General features: G+C 38.8%; 19 protein-coding genes and 1 pseudogene. 15 read left to right on the forward strand and 5 right to left on the reverse strand.

Features of this window, described 5'->3' with window-relative positions; all coding sequences use genetic code 11:
- Positions 1 to 37: 37 nt before the first annotated feature.
- A complete protein-coding gene (locus ACYH0O_RS12130; protein ID WP_482632424.1) occupies positions 38 to 217 on the forward strand; it encodes a hypothetical protein in 180 nt (59 codons plus the stop codon).
- Positions 218 to 303: 86 nt separating this feature from the next.
- On the opposite strand, the gene safA is transcribed toward ACYH0O_RS12130, so the two are convergent.
- The gene (gene safA, locus ACYH0O_RS12135; RefSeq protein WP_149155814.1) at positions 304 to 933 is read right to left on the reverse strand and encodes a SafA/ExsA family spore coat assembly protein; all 630 of its coding nucleotides are present in this window, start codon (positions 931 to 933) and stop codon (positions 304 to 306) included.
- Positions 934 to 1,181: 248 nt separating this feature from the next.
- Between safA and ACYH0O_RS12140 the strand changes: the two are divergent.
- From ACYH0O_RS12140 to ACYH0O_RS12155, 4 genes and pseudogenes are all read left to right on the forward strand, one after another.
- Positions 1,182 to 1,436: pseudogene (locus ACYH0O_RS12140) on the forward strand (SAM-dependent methyltransferase); the annotation flags it as partial.
- Positions 1,437 to 1,584: 148 nt separating this feature from the next.
- The gene (locus ACYH0O_RS12145; RefSeq protein ID WP_482632425.1) at positions 1,585 to 2,223 is read left to right on the forward strand and encodes a hypothetical protein; all 639 of its coding nucleotides are present in this window, start codon (positions 1,585 to 1,587) and stop codon (positions 2,221 to 2,223) included.
- 192 nt (positions 2,224 to 2,415) lie between these two features.
- Positions 2,416 to 3,141, forward strand: coding sequence for an HAD family hydrolase (locus tag ACYH0O_RS12150; protein WP_482632426.1), 726 nt, complete (start codon positions 2,416 to 2,418; stop codon positions 3,139 to 3,141).
- 5 nt (positions 3,142 to 3,146) lie between these two features.
- Positions 3,147 to 3,857 carry a nucleotidyltransferase domain-containing protein gene (locus ACYH0O_RS12155; RefSeq protein WP_482632427.1) on the forward strand — a complete coding sequence of 237 codons (711 nt, stop codon included), beginning with the start codon at positions 3,147 to 3,149 and terminating at the stop codon, positions 3,855 to 3,857.
- Positions 3,858 to 3,904: 47 nt separating this feature from the next.
- Here the strand turns inward: ACYH0O_RS12155 and ACYH0O_RS12160 are convergent, their stop codons facing one another.
- The gene (locus tag ACYH0O_RS12160) at positions 3,905 to 4,300 is read right to left on the reverse strand and encodes a sporulation protein (RefSeq protein WP_149155818.1); all 396 of its coding nucleotides are present in this window, start codon (positions 4,298 to 4,300) and stop codon (positions 3,905 to 3,907) included.
- A 383-nt stretch (positions 4,301 to 4,683) separates the two neighbouring features.
- Between ACYH0O_RS12160 and ACYH0O_RS12165 the strand changes: the two genes are divergently transcribed.
- The 6 genes from ACYH0O_RS12165 (at position 4,684) to ACYH0O_RS12190 (ending at position 10,624) form a co-directional block, all read left to right on the forward strand.
- Positions 4,684 to 6,807, forward strand: a complete 2,124-nt coding sequence (locus ACYH0O_RS12165) for a peptidoglycan D,D-transpeptidase FtsI family protein (protein ID WP_482632555.1) — start codon at positions 4,684 to 4,686, stop codon at positions 6,805 to 6,807.
- A 198-nt stretch (positions 6,808 to 7,005) separates the two neighbouring features.
- Entirely contained in the window at positions 7,006 to 7,170 is a 165-nt protein-coding gene (locus ACYH0O_RS12170; protein ID WP_482632428.1) for a hypothetical protein, read from the forward strand.
- Positions 7,171 to 7,414: 244 nt separating this feature from the next.
- The gene (locus ACYH0O_RS12175) at positions 7,415 to 7,897 is read left to right on the forward strand and encodes a YjdJ family protein (protein ID WP_482632429.1); all 483 of its coding nucleotides are present in this window, start codon (positions 7,415 to 7,417) and stop codon (positions 7,895 to 7,897) included.
- 106 nt (positions 7,898 to 8,003) lie between these two features.
- Complete coding sequence (locus ACYH0O_RS12180) at positions 8,004 to 8,414, forward strand: MerR family transcriptional regulator (RefSeq protein ID WP_482632430.1); 411 nt, start codon at positions 8,004 to 8,006, stop codon at positions 8,412 to 8,414.
- Between the two features lie 42 nt (positions 8,415 to 8,456).
- Positions 8,457 to 9,728: a hemolysin family protein gene (locus ACYH0O_RS12185; protein WP_482632431.1), complete on the forward strand. Its 1,272-nt coding sequence runs from the start codon at positions 8,457 to 8,459 to the stop codon at positions 9,726 to 9,728.
- A 71-nt stretch (positions 9,729 to 9,799) separates the two neighbouring features.
- A complete protein-coding gene (locus ACYH0O_RS12190) occupies positions 9,800 to 10,624 on the forward strand; it encodes an EcsC family protein (RefSeq protein WP_482632432.1) in 825 nt (274 codons plus the stop codon).
- A gap of 414 nt (positions 10,625 to 11,038) precedes the next feature.
- Here ACYH0O_RS12190 and ACYH0O_RS12195 read toward each other — a convergent pair whose 3' ends face one another.
- Complete coding sequence (locus tag ACYH0O_RS12195; protein ID WP_149155824.1) at positions 11,039 to 11,431, reverse strand: SET domain-containing protein; 393 nt, start codon at positions 11,429 to 11,431, stop codon at positions 11,039 to 11,041.
- A 91-nt stretch (positions 11,432 to 11,522) separates the two neighbouring features.
- Positions 11,523 to 12,836 carry a D-alanyl-D-alanine carboxypeptidase family protein gene (locus tag ACYH0O_RS12200; RefSeq protein ID WP_482632433.1) on the reverse strand — a complete coding sequence of 438 codons (1,314 nt, stop codon included), beginning with the start codon at positions 12,834 to 12,836 and terminating at the stop codon, positions 11,523 to 11,525.
- Positions 12,837 to 13,129: 293 nt separating this feature from the next.
- On the opposite strand from ACYH0O_RS12200, the gene ACYH0O_RS12205 reads away from it, so the two are divergent.
- Positions 13,130 to 14,143, forward strand: a complete 1,014-nt coding sequence (locus ACYH0O_RS12205) for a S66 family peptidase (RefSeq protein ID WP_482632434.1) — start codon at positions 13,130 to 13,132, stop codon at positions 14,141 to 14,143.
- Between the two features lie 39 nt (positions 14,144 to 14,182).
- Here ACYH0O_RS12205 and ACYH0O_RS12210 read toward each other — a convergent pair whose 3' ends face one another.
- Positions 14,183 to 14,575, reverse strand: a complete 393-nt coding sequence (locus tag ACYH0O_RS12210; RefSeq protein ID WP_482632435.1) for a hypothetical protein — start codon at positions 14,573 to 14,575, stop codon at positions 14,183 to 14,185.
- A gap of 149 nt (positions 14,576 to 14,724) precedes the next feature.
- Between ACYH0O_RS12210 and ACYH0O_RS12215 the strand changes: the two genes are divergently transcribed.
- The 3 genes from ACYH0O_RS12215 (at position 14,725) to ACYH0O_RS12225 (ending at position 16,875) form a co-directional block, all read left to right on the forward strand.
- The gene (locus tag ACYH0O_RS12215; protein WP_482632436.1) at positions 14,725 to 15,270 is read left to right on the forward strand and encodes a GNAT family N-acetyltransferase; all 546 of its coding nucleotides are present in this window, start codon (positions 14,725 to 14,727) and stop codon (positions 15,268 to 15,270) included.
- Positions 15,267 to 16,283 carry a serine hydrolase domain-containing protein gene (locus tag ACYH0O_RS12220; protein WP_482632437.1) on the forward strand — a complete coding sequence of 339 codons (1,017 nt, stop codon included), beginning with the start codon at positions 15,267 to 15,269 and terminating at the stop codon, positions 16,281 to 16,283. The genes ACYH0O_RS12215 and ACYH0O_RS12220 overlap by 4 nt, the downstream gene beginning before the upstream one ends.
- Before the next feature lie 91 nt (positions 16,284 to 16,374).
- Entirely contained in the window at positions 16,375 to 16,875 is a 501-nt protein-coding gene (locus tag ACYH0O_RS12225) for a CBO0543 family protein (RefSeq protein ID WP_149155829.1), read from the forward strand.
- The last annotated feature ends 53 nt before the right edge of the window (positions 16,876 to 16,928 follow it).

Below are 16,928 nucleotides of genomic sequence, written 5' to 3' on the forward strand. Positions count from 1 at the left end.
AAGAGTGTACAGAAGGAAGAATAGAGGAGGAAAAAGAATGAAAGAACAATTTTTTATCGATATTGAGGTTTCTAATTCATTATCAGATAAGTTACAAAATCTTATTGATACTAAAAGAGCTGAAGCGGGATCTCACAATGTTCTCATCCAACATGTCATTCCATTAGGGGACAATCATTTCACGGTTATTTTAGAAGTCGTTCAGGAAATCTATTAATCTTATCAAAGGAATTTCATCGTATTACGCTTCTCAATAGCTATAAAAAAGAGAGACCCTCCATAACTATCGAGGATCTCCTTGCTTTATCTCTTTATAAACATTTGCGTCCAATAATGACCGTACGATCCACCCTTCACATAGCCTACACCGATTTCTGTATATGTCGGAGAAAGGATATTTTTTCTGTGTCCTTCGCTGTTCATCCATGCTTCAACTACTTCGGCAGGTGTTCTTTGCCCAGCGGCAATGTTTTCACCTGCTGCTTGATAGGAAATTCCGAAATCCTTCATCATTTGGAAAGGAGAGCCGTATGTTGGGGATGTGTGACTGAAATAGTTCTTCGTAATCATGTCCTCTGACTTATAACGTGCCACACGTGATAATTCCCAATTTTCCTTCAGTGGCGGTAAACCCACTTTTGATCGTTCCTGGTTCACCAGCTTCACCACTTCGTATGTATAACTTTCAGCAGTGTGATTTGCTCCTGGTATGTTTAGGGTTTGTCCAGGATAAATCATATTCGGGTTGCTGACCTTCGGGTTTGCCGAAATTAACTCAGATACACCCACCTGATGTTTTACGGCAATCTTCCACATTGTGTCTCCATAACTCACAGTATACGTACCTGCTGCGGAAACCTTAGAAGCTTGACCAAAACCAATGACAAAAGTGACAGACAACAATAAGATAGATAAAAGTTTTAAAGTTTTCATAGTTCTATTGAAATATAATTCTGTTAATTTTGAAACAGGTATTTGTTACCACCTTCCGCTAATCCCATTAAATCAACATATAGTAAATATTACTAGGAAATTTCAGAGTGAAAGATGGTGACTATATAATCAGAGTTAATAAAATACCAAATCATGGTCGTTTTTCGGTATAATGGAAAATAGTAACTATTAGTGGTGATTGCTAAAATAGCAATGTAAGTTTTATAGATTGTAAGGAGGTCAGCTCTATGACAGTTTCATTATTTGAAAGTTTATTAAATGATGTGGAAAAACATTTCTCGGGATGGGACTTTTCCTTTGTCACGGAAACGGGACGAATGGAATCTGGAATGATTTCCTGGTCGTATGGGAGTTTGGCCATTCCACTGATACGGAATGCGAAATCCCTGCTTGATATGGGAACGGGAGGAGGAGAATTGCTATCTAAACTACAGCCCTTTCCACCATCTGTTTGTGCAACAGAAGGATACGCTCTAAACATACAAAATCGTTTCATCCTGAAAGCTCAAAGTCAGGATTAATGGACAAAAATAAAACCTTATCTTATATATAATTTTAAAACAGAAGAGGAAGATATCGAAAAGCAACAATCTAACTCTTCCTACGTTCACTTCAAAGGGGGACTTCATTATGTGGATCAACTTATTCTTCAGCGTTATCTTCATCACCGGAATTGTGTATCTGATACGGTTTCGATTAAACCTTAAATATTCCGCAGAAAAAGCAGTCAATGCCTTGTTTCCAACAAATGAAGAAGATATGAACAGCATTGTGATTCCAAATGAATTCAAGGTGATGCAGCCTTTAACAAAGGAAACAAAATCTTATCAGTGGGTGAAATGGGGGACGGTAGGTGTCATTAGCCTGTTAACTGGTTTGTTAGCGGTTGTATACTGGACCGATATGCTTCATCAATCTATATTTAGCATTGTCTATCTTTTTTTCATTTTGATCAGCTCCATTAAACACCGTGGAAATTTTTATTTGTTAGCTGATGGCCTTATACTGAATGGCTATTATGTTCCCTGGGGCAGGGTTAAAGGATATAAAGTAGAAAAGATTATTAAGTGGCATGAGCTGTACGGTTTAGATGGCAAAATCAATCAAGGCTACAAATTAGAGGTGAAGGTGAAAAACAAATGGATTCAACCACAGTTTGTAGTAGTTAGAGATCAGGTACACTTGGATAGAATTCTATCACTGTTAGAAAAGCAAGGAGTGCAGAGCATAAAAGAAAGATCCCACACTCCGGTTTATAAAAATGGGTAACGTTACTCATAAACGGAATTGATACTGACATTTTCAAGCCATTTCCTCGGATTCTTACCGTCTACTTCAGCAAGCCAAATGTCTCGATTCTCATCTGTGGTCGACTATCCCCTGAACCATAACAACTGGTGAATGGAAGGATGACTCCTGGACTTTCCTTCATAACAAAACATAAAAAGGGAGTTTATTGATATGAAACATCTAACTCTTGAACACTATGATTTACTATTATTTGATTTGGACGATACTTTATTCGGTCACTCGGAAGCTTATGAGAGAGGAGTAGGGGACACACTTAAGCAATTTCCTGAACTGCGACAAATTACACCAAATGTATTTTATAAAACCTTCTTAAAGCATAATCATTTACTATGGGGCAGGTTTTCTTCAAAGGATTTGGATTTCCATGAATTTTCTTTGAAAAGACTAGAGAACACACTTAAGGAATTCAGTATTTCTGTAGAGGAGGAAGTGTCCCTCGCCATCGTAAAATCCTTTCAATGCTCTTATCTCAATCACATCCATCCTCATCATGAATTGAATGAATTTTTATTGGAATTAAGTAGCAGTGTTGGAGTCGGGATTGTTACGAACGGTACCGTATATAATGCTTACGAAAAGGTTCATCGACTTGGACTATCCTCTATATTTCCAGAAAGCTCTGTCATAATCTCAGAGAAAGTAGGCTTCTCGAAACCTGATACGGAAATTTTCCAACACACCCAGGATGTTTTTGAAAGTAGTCCGGATCGCACACTATTTATTGGAGACAATTATTTCACTGATATAGTTGGGGCGAAATCATTAGGTTTAGATACGATATGGATCAACAAATTTGATAATGAGTGTCCCCACGAACGGCCGGATTATACGTTAAAGTGTCTAATAGATTTGAAAGAATTAATAATGAAGGTGTGATATTAATGAAAAGACTGCCTGCAATTGAAGCAGCAAAGAAATTTGTATTTGAAACCTTTCCAACATGCCAAGCAGCACTTCTCGGTGGCAGCGTAGTCAGGGGAGATGAAACAAATACATCCGATTTAGATATTGTCATCATTGACGAAAGCCTCCGTTCAGAATACCGAGAATCTTTCAAATTACATGGTTGGCCAATTGAAGCCTTCATCCATAATAGAAAAACAATTCAAGTCTATTTCCAAAAAGACTGCCAAAGAGCCCGGCCTTCATTGCCAAGAATGGTATCAGAAGGAATCCCCCTCATCGATCATCCCATCATTCCAAGTCTCAAAGAAGAAGCAAATAATCTTTTGAGGGGCGGACCTCCAAAATGGGACAGTCAAACGATTGATATGAAGAGATATTTCCTTACTGATGCATTGGATGATTTTATTGGATCACAGGAAAGAGAAGAAAGCATTTTTATCGCGGGCTCTATTGGGGAATCCCTTCATGAGTTTGTCCTCAGGACCCAAGGTCAATGGATTGGTGCCTCGAAATGGATAACACGGGCATTGAAGGAATATGATGAAAGCTTTGCAGAAGATTTTGTGGAAGCTTTCGACCAGTTTTATCAAAAAGGGAACAAACAACCCATTGTAAGTTTGGTGGACTCTGTATTGGAACCACACGGAGGACGATTGTTCGAAGGATTTTCTTCAGGAAAGAAATAAAGTATAAAAGCCCTTCAAAGAAAGAAGGGCTCATTTCAATTCTGAAATTATACTACTATCTGAAACTCATCATGATCGACACTGTTTACACCGTCGTCGAAGACCAGTCGGGTGACAAACTTATAAGAAACATTGTCACTACTCGGTGGAAATGAATCTGAAAGTCTGCACGAAAAGTGAATGGTGCGTTGTTCGTTTGCTTTCATCGTTGATGAGCTTAATATAGTATTGTGATGAAGAACAGATGAGCGGTTACTATTCTGATCGTACTGTAAAAGGTCGGTCTCGATCCTTTTTAATTTCTGCTCCACTCGTCCGCCTGTAAGTTCATATTCCCCTTTAATGACGTCTCCTGGGCAGAACTCTTTTTTGTTCAATACCAAATCAATCTTTGTTGCACCAATACCGAACCTGCACATCAGTTTACTAAACATAACAGCCATTCAACCTCTCATTCATCTAGTTACCAATTCTACGCAATAAGGAGATCTTTGGTTTCACTTTTCTGCGCCTTTTCTACGACTATATTCTAAAAGAAAAGCATCTCCTTTGTCTACAACCCTTCTTCGACATATTTCGCGAACTTTTATAAGTATTATTGGAATTTTCCAATGTTCGGTCCCCACATATTTTTCTCCATATAATGAATCATACCCCAGATGAGTATACTAATTGGAATTTGTTCCATAAAGAGGTAGAAATATAGTCTGAATTTCTATAAAATAGGACTAGAACATTATCATATTTTGGTAAAATACTAGCTTAAGAAGGGGTCATTCAATTGAAGGAAAAGAAGAAAAAGAAAAAAACCCATGTCCCATTAAGAATGAATTTACTTTTTATTTCGGTCTTTTTTCTATTTTCACTCTTGATTCTTCGTCTTGGGATTGTACAAATCGTGCAAGGGAACCATTATGAAGCGGAAGTGGCCAGAACCGAAAATGTGAAATCACATAATGGAACACCTCCGAGAGGAAAAGTCTATGATCGTTATCGAAATTTAATAGTGGACAACGTACCTTTAAACGCAATCACCTACACTAGAACGCAAACGACAAAGCCCGAGGATATGCTGAAAGTAGCAAGAAGTCTGTCAGAGTTAATCGAAATGAAACCGGACAAAATAACAGATCGAGATCGAAAAGATTTCTGGTTATTGAGTCAGCCTGAAAAAGCTGAAAAACTGGTGACAGAGGATGAATTGAAGAAACTCGAAGATGATGAAGATCTTACAAAAGATGATGTGAACAAAAAGGTTTATGAAATGCAACTCGAAAGAATCACCGAAAAGGACATCAAATCTTTCAATAAACAAGAAGAGGAAGTTCTGGCGATATTCCGCGAATTTAATACAGGTTACGCCCTTACTCCTCAAATCATCAAAAACAAAGATGTTTCCATGGAAGAAATGGCAAGAGTCAGTGAACGCCTGTCAGAGATGCCTGGAGTGAACGTTACCACTGACTGGGAAAGAAAATATGTGAATGATAGCACCTTGAGAACGATTCTAGGAAGAGTCTCAACTTCACAACAGGGGCTCCCAAGTGAACTTGTTAGTGAATACAAAGCTCAAGGATATGCACTTAACGACCGTGTAGGGACCAGTTATTTCGAATCACAGTATGAAAACGTCCTAAAAGGTCAAAAGGAAGAAATCGAATACATCACGAAAAATGGAAGCGTCCTTGATACACAGCTCGTCAGCGAAGGTCACAGTGGAAAGGATGTCGTATTAACTATCGACCTTCAGCTTCAAAAAGAAATCGAAAAGATCGTGGAAGAAGAGCTAAGCAAACAGGCATCCCAATATTGGGAATCTCCATTCCTGGATCGTGCTTTTGTTGTCATGATGGATCCACACACAGGTGAAATCCTTTCCATGGTTGGAAAGAAATATGGGAAGGATGCAGATGGAAAGACGGAGATGCAGGATTATGCTTTAGGGACATTCACTTCTGAATATGGAGTGGGGTCTGCGGTTAAGGGAGCTACTGTGTTGACGGGGTATATGACAGGGGCGTTGAATGTTGGGGATGTGCTTTATGATGAACCGATTCGGATAAAGGATACACCAGTAAAAAAATCTTGGTTTAATGGATCGAGATATCTTAGCGATATACAAGCTCTTGAGATTTCGTCTAACGTCTATATGTTTAAAACAGCAATAAAAATTGCAGATGGCACTTATCGTCCTAATCAGCCTTTGGACATTAACCCTGACGCCTTTGATATTATGAGAAATTACTATAGTCAGTTTGGCTTAGGGGTCAGAACGGGAATTGATCTCCCTGGAGAGGTAGAAGGTTTAAAAGGGAACGAAAGAAAACCGGGTAAACTTATGGACTTTGCCATTGGGCAATATGATTTATATACACCCATGCAACTTGTCCAGTATGCTTCCACCATTGCCAATGGAGGCTATCGCATGAAGCCACATATCATGAAAGAAATTCGTGAACCCAGTCAAGAGAGAGATAAAGTTGGACCTCTGCTATATGAAAACCAATCCCAAGTTTTAAACCGGATTGATGCAACAGAAAGAGAGATACAGCAGGTCCAGAGAGGATTTTACCAAGTAGCTCACGGAAGTAATGGTACTGCCAATAATTTTAGAAGTGCACCTTATGATGCTGCAGCAAAATCAGGAACGGCAGAAGCTTTCTATTATAGCCCTGAAGAAAAAAGACAATATGAAACATTCAACACCACTCTAATCGGCTATGCCCCATACAACAACCCGGAAGTAGCCTTTTCAGTTGTGTTGCCATATTCACACCAGAACAAAGACCCTTACGTAAACAAAACCATTGCTAAACGTGCCATGGACAAATACTTCGAGTTGAAGAAGCAATACGAAAAAGACGGATACTTTGACTCATCCACAGAAGAAGAGGTCCGAAATGCCGACCAACTTGAAGAGACGGAAGAACAAGGAACAGAAGAGGAATAATTCAACGCAACCCTTTGTACTGAAGGGTTGCGTTGATGATTTAAGATCTCTTTTACTATTCATTATTAAGCTAGGATGCCTGTAGTGAACCGCTTAACCGCCTAGTCTTTTGCTGGATATTTGATTAAAGATGAAACTTATCCATTTTTCAAACGTACATATATAAAAAGACATCCTCATTTAATGGGAGGGAAACGTATGTTATGGTGGATCATCGGTCTTGCCGTGGGATTCGGATTACTAAATGGGCTTCTAAGAAGAAAGTTTTCAAAGAACTCCTTTGAAGCAGGAAATCAAAACGAAAGACAGATCCAAGAAGAAGAAAGAGTAAAAGCCGGCAGCTGGTTTACTGGTGGACAGTAAGAAAAATTGTCAGGGGGAGCCTCCTGGCATTTTCTATGCCAATAACTCCTCAGCTAATCAAAGATGAAAGAGATTTTCACGCTTGACACTATGGTAAAATTTGTTAGATAACTATCAAAGTTCGTAAGGGAGGGACGGACCTCTATTTAACATGAGATTCAAGGTTAAAACGCATTAAATACCTGCTTTTGCAGTTGAATTTAGAAATAATTAAAGGTCCGTCCCTCTAGAAAGGAGAAAAATCATGTCAATTAAGTATTGGTCTCAGATAGGTGTTGGTTTGTTGGTTTTTGGGTTCACGGCATTGTTTTCCTGGTATGAAGGGAGTGCGCTGTTGGATAATCCTTGGGAATGGAAGTATTCAACTCCGTTCAGTGGGATGATTCACGGAAGCGACTTAACGCAGGAGCAGATAGTGGATCTTGATTTCTTAGTGTACGCTGCCAAGTTTTCTCCACTGTTCCCAACCATCATGATCATGAGTGCCAGTTATCTTTTGGTTCTCCTTGGATACAGGTTACTTAATCATCGTGGTTTTCCATTATTTTTAACTCTGTTTGGAGTGATATATCTTTTGATTTGTGCATTTATCGCGTCCTCCCCCACAACAGGTGGGAACATTCTTTTTTGGTTATTTGTCTTAATGGGACTTTTTCTGATCATTCTCGCCTCTCTTTTTCACCTTTCTCCATCTCTACGCATGAAGGGGCAGTCCAAAGAAACATGATAAAAAAGTAGGTTCTCTTTATACTTTTTACATAAAACCATAACGTTTAACTGTACGGTTTACCTTAAATAAAGTATACTACTCTAGAGGTGATGTCCTTGGGAAGTTGTATCGAATAGGAGAACTTTCGAAGCAAAGTCAAGTGTCCAAAAGGACAATTGACTATTATACAAAAATAGGTTTATTGGAATGCGATCGATCACGTAATAATTATCGCTACTATCACGAAGATACGTTAGCTGACTTAAAGACGATTGAACAATGTCAGCAGATGAAAATGTCTTTACATGAAATTAAAGATCGATTAACGGTAATGAAATCCGTAAAAGTAGATCCCTCTATTTTAGAAAAACAAGTAGATCATATTCGTAATGAAATGGATCATTTGCATAACGAATTACATGAAATTTTACACGCTATGGAAACGCTAGGGGATGAAGAACGCAATCAAATGATAAAACAAGTATCCCCACAGGCTTTGGCCTTATTCCAAACATTAATGGTTTTTTCTGGTTAATCCAGCATAATAGATAAACAACTACAGGAGAGTGACTTTTTTTTGGACGATATACCACTGAATTCATTAGTATTATTAGGAGCATTAATACTTTTATCTGCCTTTTTTTCATCGGCGGAAACGGCTTACTCAAGCGTGAATAAGATTAGACTTAAGAACTTTGTAAGTGAGGGAAGACGAGGGAGCATTAAAGCGCATTATATCGCTGAAAACTTTGATAAAGCTCTGTCCACGATATTAGTTGGAAACAACATCGTGAACATTGCCGCAGCCAGTATTTCAGCAAAGCTTGCGACAGATATTTTCGGAGGAAACACGGGTCTTGTCATCAGTACTTTTGTCATGACTTTATTAATTCTGATTTTCGGTGAAATCCTGCCTAAATCATTGGCAAAAGAAAATGCTGAAACCTATTCCTTGACCATATCAGGCGTTCTCTTTTTCTTAATTAAAGTTCTTACACCGATTAACTTCTTTTTTATCAAATTAAAAGAGTTGGTATCGAAATTCTTCTCGAAAAATCACGAGATGCCGTCTGTCACAGAGGAAGAATTAAAAGTGATGCTTGATATTAGTGAAGAAGAAGGAGTCATTGATAAAGAAGAAAGAGAATTGATTCACCGTTCCATGGACTTTGATGATATCCTTGCAACCGAGGTCCTGACACCCCGGATCGATGTCAAGGCTGTTGAAGTGAATCAACCGATTGAAGAAATTAAGGAAATGTTCTTTGAAGAGCGATTTTCTCGAATACCGGTTTACGAGGATCATATTGATAATGTGATTGGAATTCTTTCAGAGAAAGAGTTCTTTACTCACTTGATTAAATTCGGTGAAGTGAACATCCGGGAATTGATTCGGGAACCAATGTTTATATTTGAGTCTGTCAAAATCTCAACTCTTCTTACTAAGCTTCAAAAGAACAATGTGCATATGGCCATTGTAGTGGATGAGTTTGGTGGAACAACCGGAATCATCACCCTCGAAGATATCTTGGAAGAAATTGTAGGGGAAATCTGGGATGAGCAAGATGAAAAAACTCATTCCATGAGGAAAATCAGTGAAAAAGAATATCGATTCGATTCCCAATATCAATTGGATGAATTTACAGAGTTACTCGATGTACGAGAGCCAGAGAGTTCTTATCATACACTTGGCGGATGGGTCGTTGAAAGCTTTGAAGATCTTCCATCAGAAGGTGACAGCTTCGACTATGAAAACTTAAAAGTGAGCGTAGAAGAAGTGGATAATCGCCGGGTACGTACGATTAAAGTTGAAATACTAGAAGAAAAAACCGAAGATATTGTTCAGTAAGTATGAAATAACAGGCTCTTCATTGCCTGTTATTTTTTTGGTTTATTATTGATTGAGGAGGATGCTTTTATATGCATGAAACAAAAACAAGAGAAGCTCTTTTACGGGAACTTGAACTAGTAAATAAATGGGCGGAAGACCAAAAAGGATTATGGTTTTGGGAGAAGTTTGGCCGTATTCCCTTTATGATTCTAGACCGGATCACTCCTCAAATGGTTCATAACAAGATTGGACAAGCACTGGATGAAATAGGAAGCTACATACAAAAGGGCGGAAGTTACCTTACAAGCGAAAAAGAAGTCGTTAAGCGATTTACTAAGAGAACAGCCAATCCTCACTTTAAGGTAGAAGATATCGCAAGGCTGCCCATTTCTGATATGGATGAAGTAAGCGAAGGAATAGTGGGCATGAGAAAGAAGGTTGCGATGACCCAGGGGGCGACTACCGGAATCGGTGGCTTCCTGACTCTAAGTATTGACATACCTTTCATCCTTGGCATATCACTTAAGACTCTTCAGGAAATCGCAATAAGTTACGGGTATGATCCAAATGATCAGCAAGAGCGTATTTTCATTATTAAATGCTTACAATTCGTTTCTTCAGATATTGTCGGAAAGCAAGCGATCCTTCAAGAACTATCAGACTTTAACAAAAAGGATATGGAGAAGAGAGAACAAACCCTTTCACAGCTTCAAGGCTGGAGAGAAGTGATGATCAGCTTCCGTGACAACTTCGGATGGAAAAAACTATTCCAAATGATTCCCATCGCAGGCATCCTGTTCGGCTCCATCATCAATAAATCCATGATCTCAGACATTGGCGAAACCGGCCGTATGCTCTACCGTAAAAGACGAATCCTTGAGAAGCTGGAAGAGGGACGGACCTCTGAAATTTAAATGTTCTGGAGAAAATACTATATATCAATTGTTTTTAATGATGAATGTAGATCAGAGGTCCGTCCCTCTGATCTACAACCTTTTGTTTGGATAGAGGATATTCCAAAAAGCGCATGCGTTTATGTCGATTCTAGTAATGAACCCTGCCAAAAGATTAATGATAAGGAAATCATTCAGTCCTGAGTTGATTATATAAATGATGGCATTGATTGGGATGATCAATCAACCGAACCCCGTTCACATAAAAAAACCTATAAGTTTGATCATGTAACAGTTGAATTCCTTTTCGAAGGAGACAAGGAAATTTATTTGAAATCAGATAAAGGGACAAAGCTAATGAAACCAGAACCTGAATTCCTAAAAATCATTAATCAGTAAAACAAAAGGGACCTCCAAGTGGAAGTCCCTTTCATATTATTCCTCTTCGCTCTTATCTTTATTAAACCAAAGTGGTTCATCATTATCCACTTCGCCATTGTAATTAATCAGCAATTCTTCACCAGCTTGAATGTCTTTGTAGGCATAAAAGTCAAAGGTATGGTTATCAAAATTTATCTCGTAAGTTGTATTAGGTGTATAAGAATGATTAAACAACATTCCATAACCTAATAGAAGTGCTGTATGATTGATTCCGTATTCAAATACATAATCCGCCAGGAACGTTTTCTCAATATGTTCATGTTCTTCATTCGGATAGGGGATGACTGGTGCTTCATGAACCAGCTCTCCTTTGGCTATATCTCTTTTTGCAAAAACGCCACGATTAAGGTCACCGTCACTAAGGGACGATATTTTCACTTCGATCATTATGCCACCTTCTTTCTAAATCCTTTAACTTAGTAAGCTTGACACGAACTGAATAGAAAAGCAATATTAATTCTTTATAACAGCCAGCTAATTAAAACAAATCCCCCAAAAACCCTTGAATGCTTCGTGCACTGCGTACTAGCCAACTAGCCTTCTCTACTGACTCAGCGGCATAAATATCCACTTTATAAGAAGGTTGTTTTTTATCAAAAATATACTCATTCTTTTCTGGCGTATCGAGCATCATTTCTCCAATCTTTTCTCCTTTTTCAATTGGAGCTTGAAGGGTCCCATCATCATTAAGCTTATCTTCATCTAATTTGATTGAAGCTTTCAGTTTATCTTTCTCTTCTTTTGTTACTCGAATAGATATAGGCTTGTCTATCTTGATGGTAACCGATTGTTTCTTACCATCTGGAACGTCTAACGTGTGTTCCTTATTCTTATCAATATCATTTAAATTATATTCAACCATCTCAAACTCATCAAATCCATAATCAAGAAGTTTTGTCGTTTGAATAAATCGTTCTGCACTGCTGGGCTGTCCATATTCATCCTTGGCATCTAAAATAACGGAAATATATCGGACCCCATTACGTTCCGCTGTCCCGGTAAATGTAGAACCAGCGAAGGGAGTGGTTCCAGTCTTTAATCCATCTGCACCTTTATAATAAAAAGATTTATCTTTTAAAAGACCGTTTGTGTTCTTCATGAGGAGTTCTTCCTCTGTATCCGGTCTGAAAACTTTGGAAGAGAGACTCGATGTCTCTAATACTTCCGGAAAATCATGAATAAGGTAATACGCTAAAGTGGCCATATCTTCAGCCGATACCATGTTTTCATCATTCACATCGGTTCCTTTTGGAAACATTCCGAGCATATCATAGTTACTCAGCCCCGAAGAATTAACAAATTGAAAACTCTCAAATCCAAGTTCTTTAGCTTTGGCATTCATCTGCTTCACAAATTCACCTTCAGTACCTGCCACCACTTCCGAAAGTGCAATCGCTGCGCCATTTCCTGATTTAATCACCATGGCATCATATAGTTCTCTTACCGTATACTCTTCATCCGCTCGCAGGGGGACATTGCTCAATCCGGGTGCATTCGCTAATTGATAGACTTTGTCGCTTACTTTATACTTTTGATCCCATTTAATCTTTCCTTCTTCCACCGCTTCTAACACAAGATATTCTGTCATCATTTTCGTCATGCTGGCAATCCCGAGGAGCTCGTCTTCATGTTCCTTATACACAATCTTACCTGTATCTGCTTCCACTAAAATCGCAGCATCTGCATTTATATCTAATTTTGTCTTACCATGCGCCGTTTGCTGATAAGGCGTCATGGCCATAAGGGATATCATCAAAACCGACAGGCCTTGCTTTACCATATTCTTTTTCAAATCAGTACCTCCAAAAAACAATTTTACGCAACCAAATTATTTTACCATACAAGCCTCACAAACACCCCAAATCACCACAACCTTTTCAAATCGTTCATATTATTGTAAATAATTGTTTCATGAAAAAATATTACCACGAGATGAGGGACGGACCTCCATTTAAGGGGGGCGCGTAAATATTGCTACCAGGATTAATTGCATCATTTTAAGAATATACTCCACAATTGGTAAATAACCCCTTGTAGCAAGTCTACCAATCTGGTAAAATCATCTAAAAAGTTTGGAGAGAGATTATGATTACATATCCAATACTAAAAAAAGACACAACCATAGGCGTGACCGCACCTTCATCAGGAGTACCATTGGAACTACATGACATTCTCAAGCAGTCGATCAAAAAAATGGAGAGCAAAGGCTACTATGTACAGTGCGGAGAGACCGTGTGGACGCAGAGTAAAGCTAAATCTTCCTCAGCTCAAAAAAGAGCCATGGAATTGAACCAAATGCTACAAGACGAAAAAATCTCCCTAATTATCCCACCATGGGGCGGTCAACTACTTATAGAAATCCTTGACCTCATTGACTATGAAAATATTAAACCGAAATGGCTGTTGGGTTATTCCGACACGAGTGTGCTTTTACTGGCACTAACATTAAAGACCGGAATCGCCACTGCGCATGGAACCAATCTTGTTGATTTAAGAGGGGAGTACTCCGATCCAACGACTGCACAATGGGAAACCGCTCTCTCAACGAAAGAAGGATCGTCTGTTACTCAGTATTCATCCCAACACTATCAAAAAGAATGGAATCACGACCAGCCTTCTCCAACAGTCTTTCACTTAAAAGAGTCAACTATTTGGAAAACAGCAGGAAATCAAGATGTAAAGGTCAATGGCCGTATACTCGGAGGCTGCATAGATGTCATCAGGCACTTGATCGGAACGCCTTACGGAAATATAGCAGATTTTAGAGAGAGGCATATAAAGAATGAACCCATCCTTTGGTATTTTGAAAACTGTGAATTAAACACTGCTGATTTGCGCCGTTCACTTGTACAGATGAAATTAGCTGGCTGGTTCGGCCATTCTTCTGGAATTCTGTTTGGAAGAAGTGCTAGCAACACGCCTGTTGGCGATTATAAGATTGAAGATGTCTATCAAGAACTATCAGACGAGCTGCAGATTCCAATCGTGTACGATATTGACTGTGGGCATCAGCCTCCTCAAGTTACTTTTATCAATGGAGCACATGGAGAGGTAGAAGTCTCTGATGGAAAAGGAAAAGTCATTCAAACATTCAAATAATCAATAAAAAAACGTCCCACTCCAGGACGTTTTTTCTGCCTACTTCTTAAAAACTTTATATCGCTTTTCATTCATCATCCACATGATGTATCCCCATAGCCATCCACCTGCTACACAGCATACGAGTAAAAGGGGAAGGTAGTCTCTGATTACTACATACAGAATCACTGAAAATACCAATCCAGTAATCAACGACCCATATACAACTGAAAAGAACCATTTCCCCTTTTTCCGAATGGTTTCCCAACGTCTCCAGTAGGCGCCATCCTGCCCCCTGCTATTGATAAAGAAAACACAGGCATTCATAAAAAAGATAAGGCTGATGACCAAATACATGTAGGCTTTCGGATCTAACCAAAACACTAGAAAATTAATCATAGAAGTGAAGGAGAACATGATATATATAAGTTTATTTTGTTTTATTTTTTCCATTCCAGCGCCCCCCAATCTTCTGTATTATATCAATACCTTTCAATAACGACCAACAAATTCCAATATATTAAAGGAAATTCCCTACAGTTTCTAGAAGACTAAAGGTGATTAAGATAAGTTAACTTTCAAAAGATAAAGGAGAAATCATCATGTTTACCTATAAACTAAACGACGAATTAGAATTAAGACTTCTCGATATACAGGATGCTGAACGAATCCATGAACTGACTGATCAATCCAGATCCTATCTGCGTGAGTGGCTCCCATGGGTGGATTACTCAAAAACGGTTGAGGATTCAACGGAATTTATTAAAGGTACACGTTTAGGCTACGCGAATAACAAGAGCTTAACTACTGGCATCATTTATCAAAATGAAATAGTAGGAGTAGCAGGATTCAACGTACTTGATTGGTCAAACAAAGTGGCATACATCGGCTATTGGCTTGGTGAGGGCTACCAAGGAAAAGGGATTATGACGACAGTTGCAAGGGGACTAACGAAATACGCGTTTGAATACTATAAAATGAATAAAGTCGAAATAACCGCTGCAGAGTTCAACCATCGCAGTCGAGCAATACCCGTGCGTCTTGGTTTCAAGGAAGAAGGGAAGCTGAGGCAAAGAGAATGGATTTACGATCATTTTGTAGATCATATTGTATATGGGATGCTTGCAGACGAATGGAATAAGGCTTGAAACAGCCCGGGCAAGAACCACTAAAGGAATTGATCACCTGGGTTGAAGGCATTAAACATAAAAATGGGAGTTCTGCTGCATCCCTTTATATAATAAAGGATGATCAGGTCGTATTGGAGCATTATAGTGGCAGGCACTCCCATGAAAAAAATGCTTATCAAATCACAGAAAAGTCTCAATTTAATGTAGCTTCTGCCCGTAAAAGTTATTTAGGCCTTACGGTTGCCTACGCTTTACATGATAAATATATTTCGAGTATAGATGATCCCATCACTCAGTATTTTCCTGAGTTTGATAAGGATTTGTTCATGGACACAACGATCCGTCATCTTGTAACTCATTCCCACGGACTCGATTCCGACGAAAATGGATACATATTTCGAGAATTCAAGCCCGGTAGCAGCTGGGCATACCGTAACGTGGGTGTGGACATTATGACAAGATTAATTCACCGACTGTATGGAAAAGGGTTCCCGCAGCTATTAAACGAGAGGGTTTTTACTCCATTGGGGTTTACTGAAACGGGATGGAGAACGGAACCAAATGAAAATCTTGTACCTATCATCGACCGCATTGATAAACCTGCACTTCCTGGACTCGGGACAGTTTCAGATGGCACGGAGAAGAATTTATTTGTATCTCCCAGGGAATTTGCTCTCTGGGGACAGCTACATGTTCAAAAAGGCATGATGAATGGAAGACAAATCGTCCCCTCTAAAGTGATTGAGACTGCCACCACCATTCAAAATGTTTCGTATTCTGATTCCACTATTCCTGCGAACGGTCTGTTTTGGTACGTACAAGACATTCCACGAAATAAAAGTGAATTGGGGGAGAGGGTGCCTTCAGGATCTTATCAAATATTAGGTGTCACCGGTCCAGCGATTCTTGTTATTCCTGCTTATAATGTGGTGGTGGCAAAAATGTACAACAAGCGATACAACTATGGAGGGGACCAATACCTTTATTATTTACGTGAGTTTAGTAACAAAGTGACAAACCTATTTTCCTGAAAATGGTCCACCTCAATAAACCGAGGAATGAATTACCAAATATTTGGTAATACTAATGTCTATATTATGAGTCGATCTATGGGGGGATCCCATGTTTCATGTTGTAGTCATTGTAGTGATAATTCTCAGTTCTTTGAAGTGGGGATCCTGGAATAGATGGAGAGAATTTCTGCCCACCATCTATTACTTTAGTTTTTTCAATATGTTTTATCAGTATATCAGTTACACCATGAAGGCGGTTTGGGAACTAGATGGTTTTTTCATCAATATGTTTGTGACAGATTCTCTTTACACGATGATCGCTTATCCTTGCCTTGTGGTTCTATTTTTAAGCCACTATCCAGAAGAAATCAGGATGAAAATCCTCTATTATTTGAAATATATAGGTGTTGCTACATTAATTGAATGGGCAGCGGCAAAGACAGATTCTATTGAATACTTCGAAGGTTGGAACCTGTGGTGGACCATACTGTTTTATTTTATTATGTTCCCCATGCTGCACCTTCACTTCAAAAATCCTGCCCGGGCATTGGTGCTTTCAGTGTTTGTCATTGCATTTTTACTTATAAGCTTTGACTATCATGTACTATAATAAAAACGGTGAATCCACTTCTTGGGACTCACCGTTTTGCAATATGAAAAGAG

The sequence above is a fragment of the Rossellomorea sp. H136 genome (assembly GCF_056838065.1).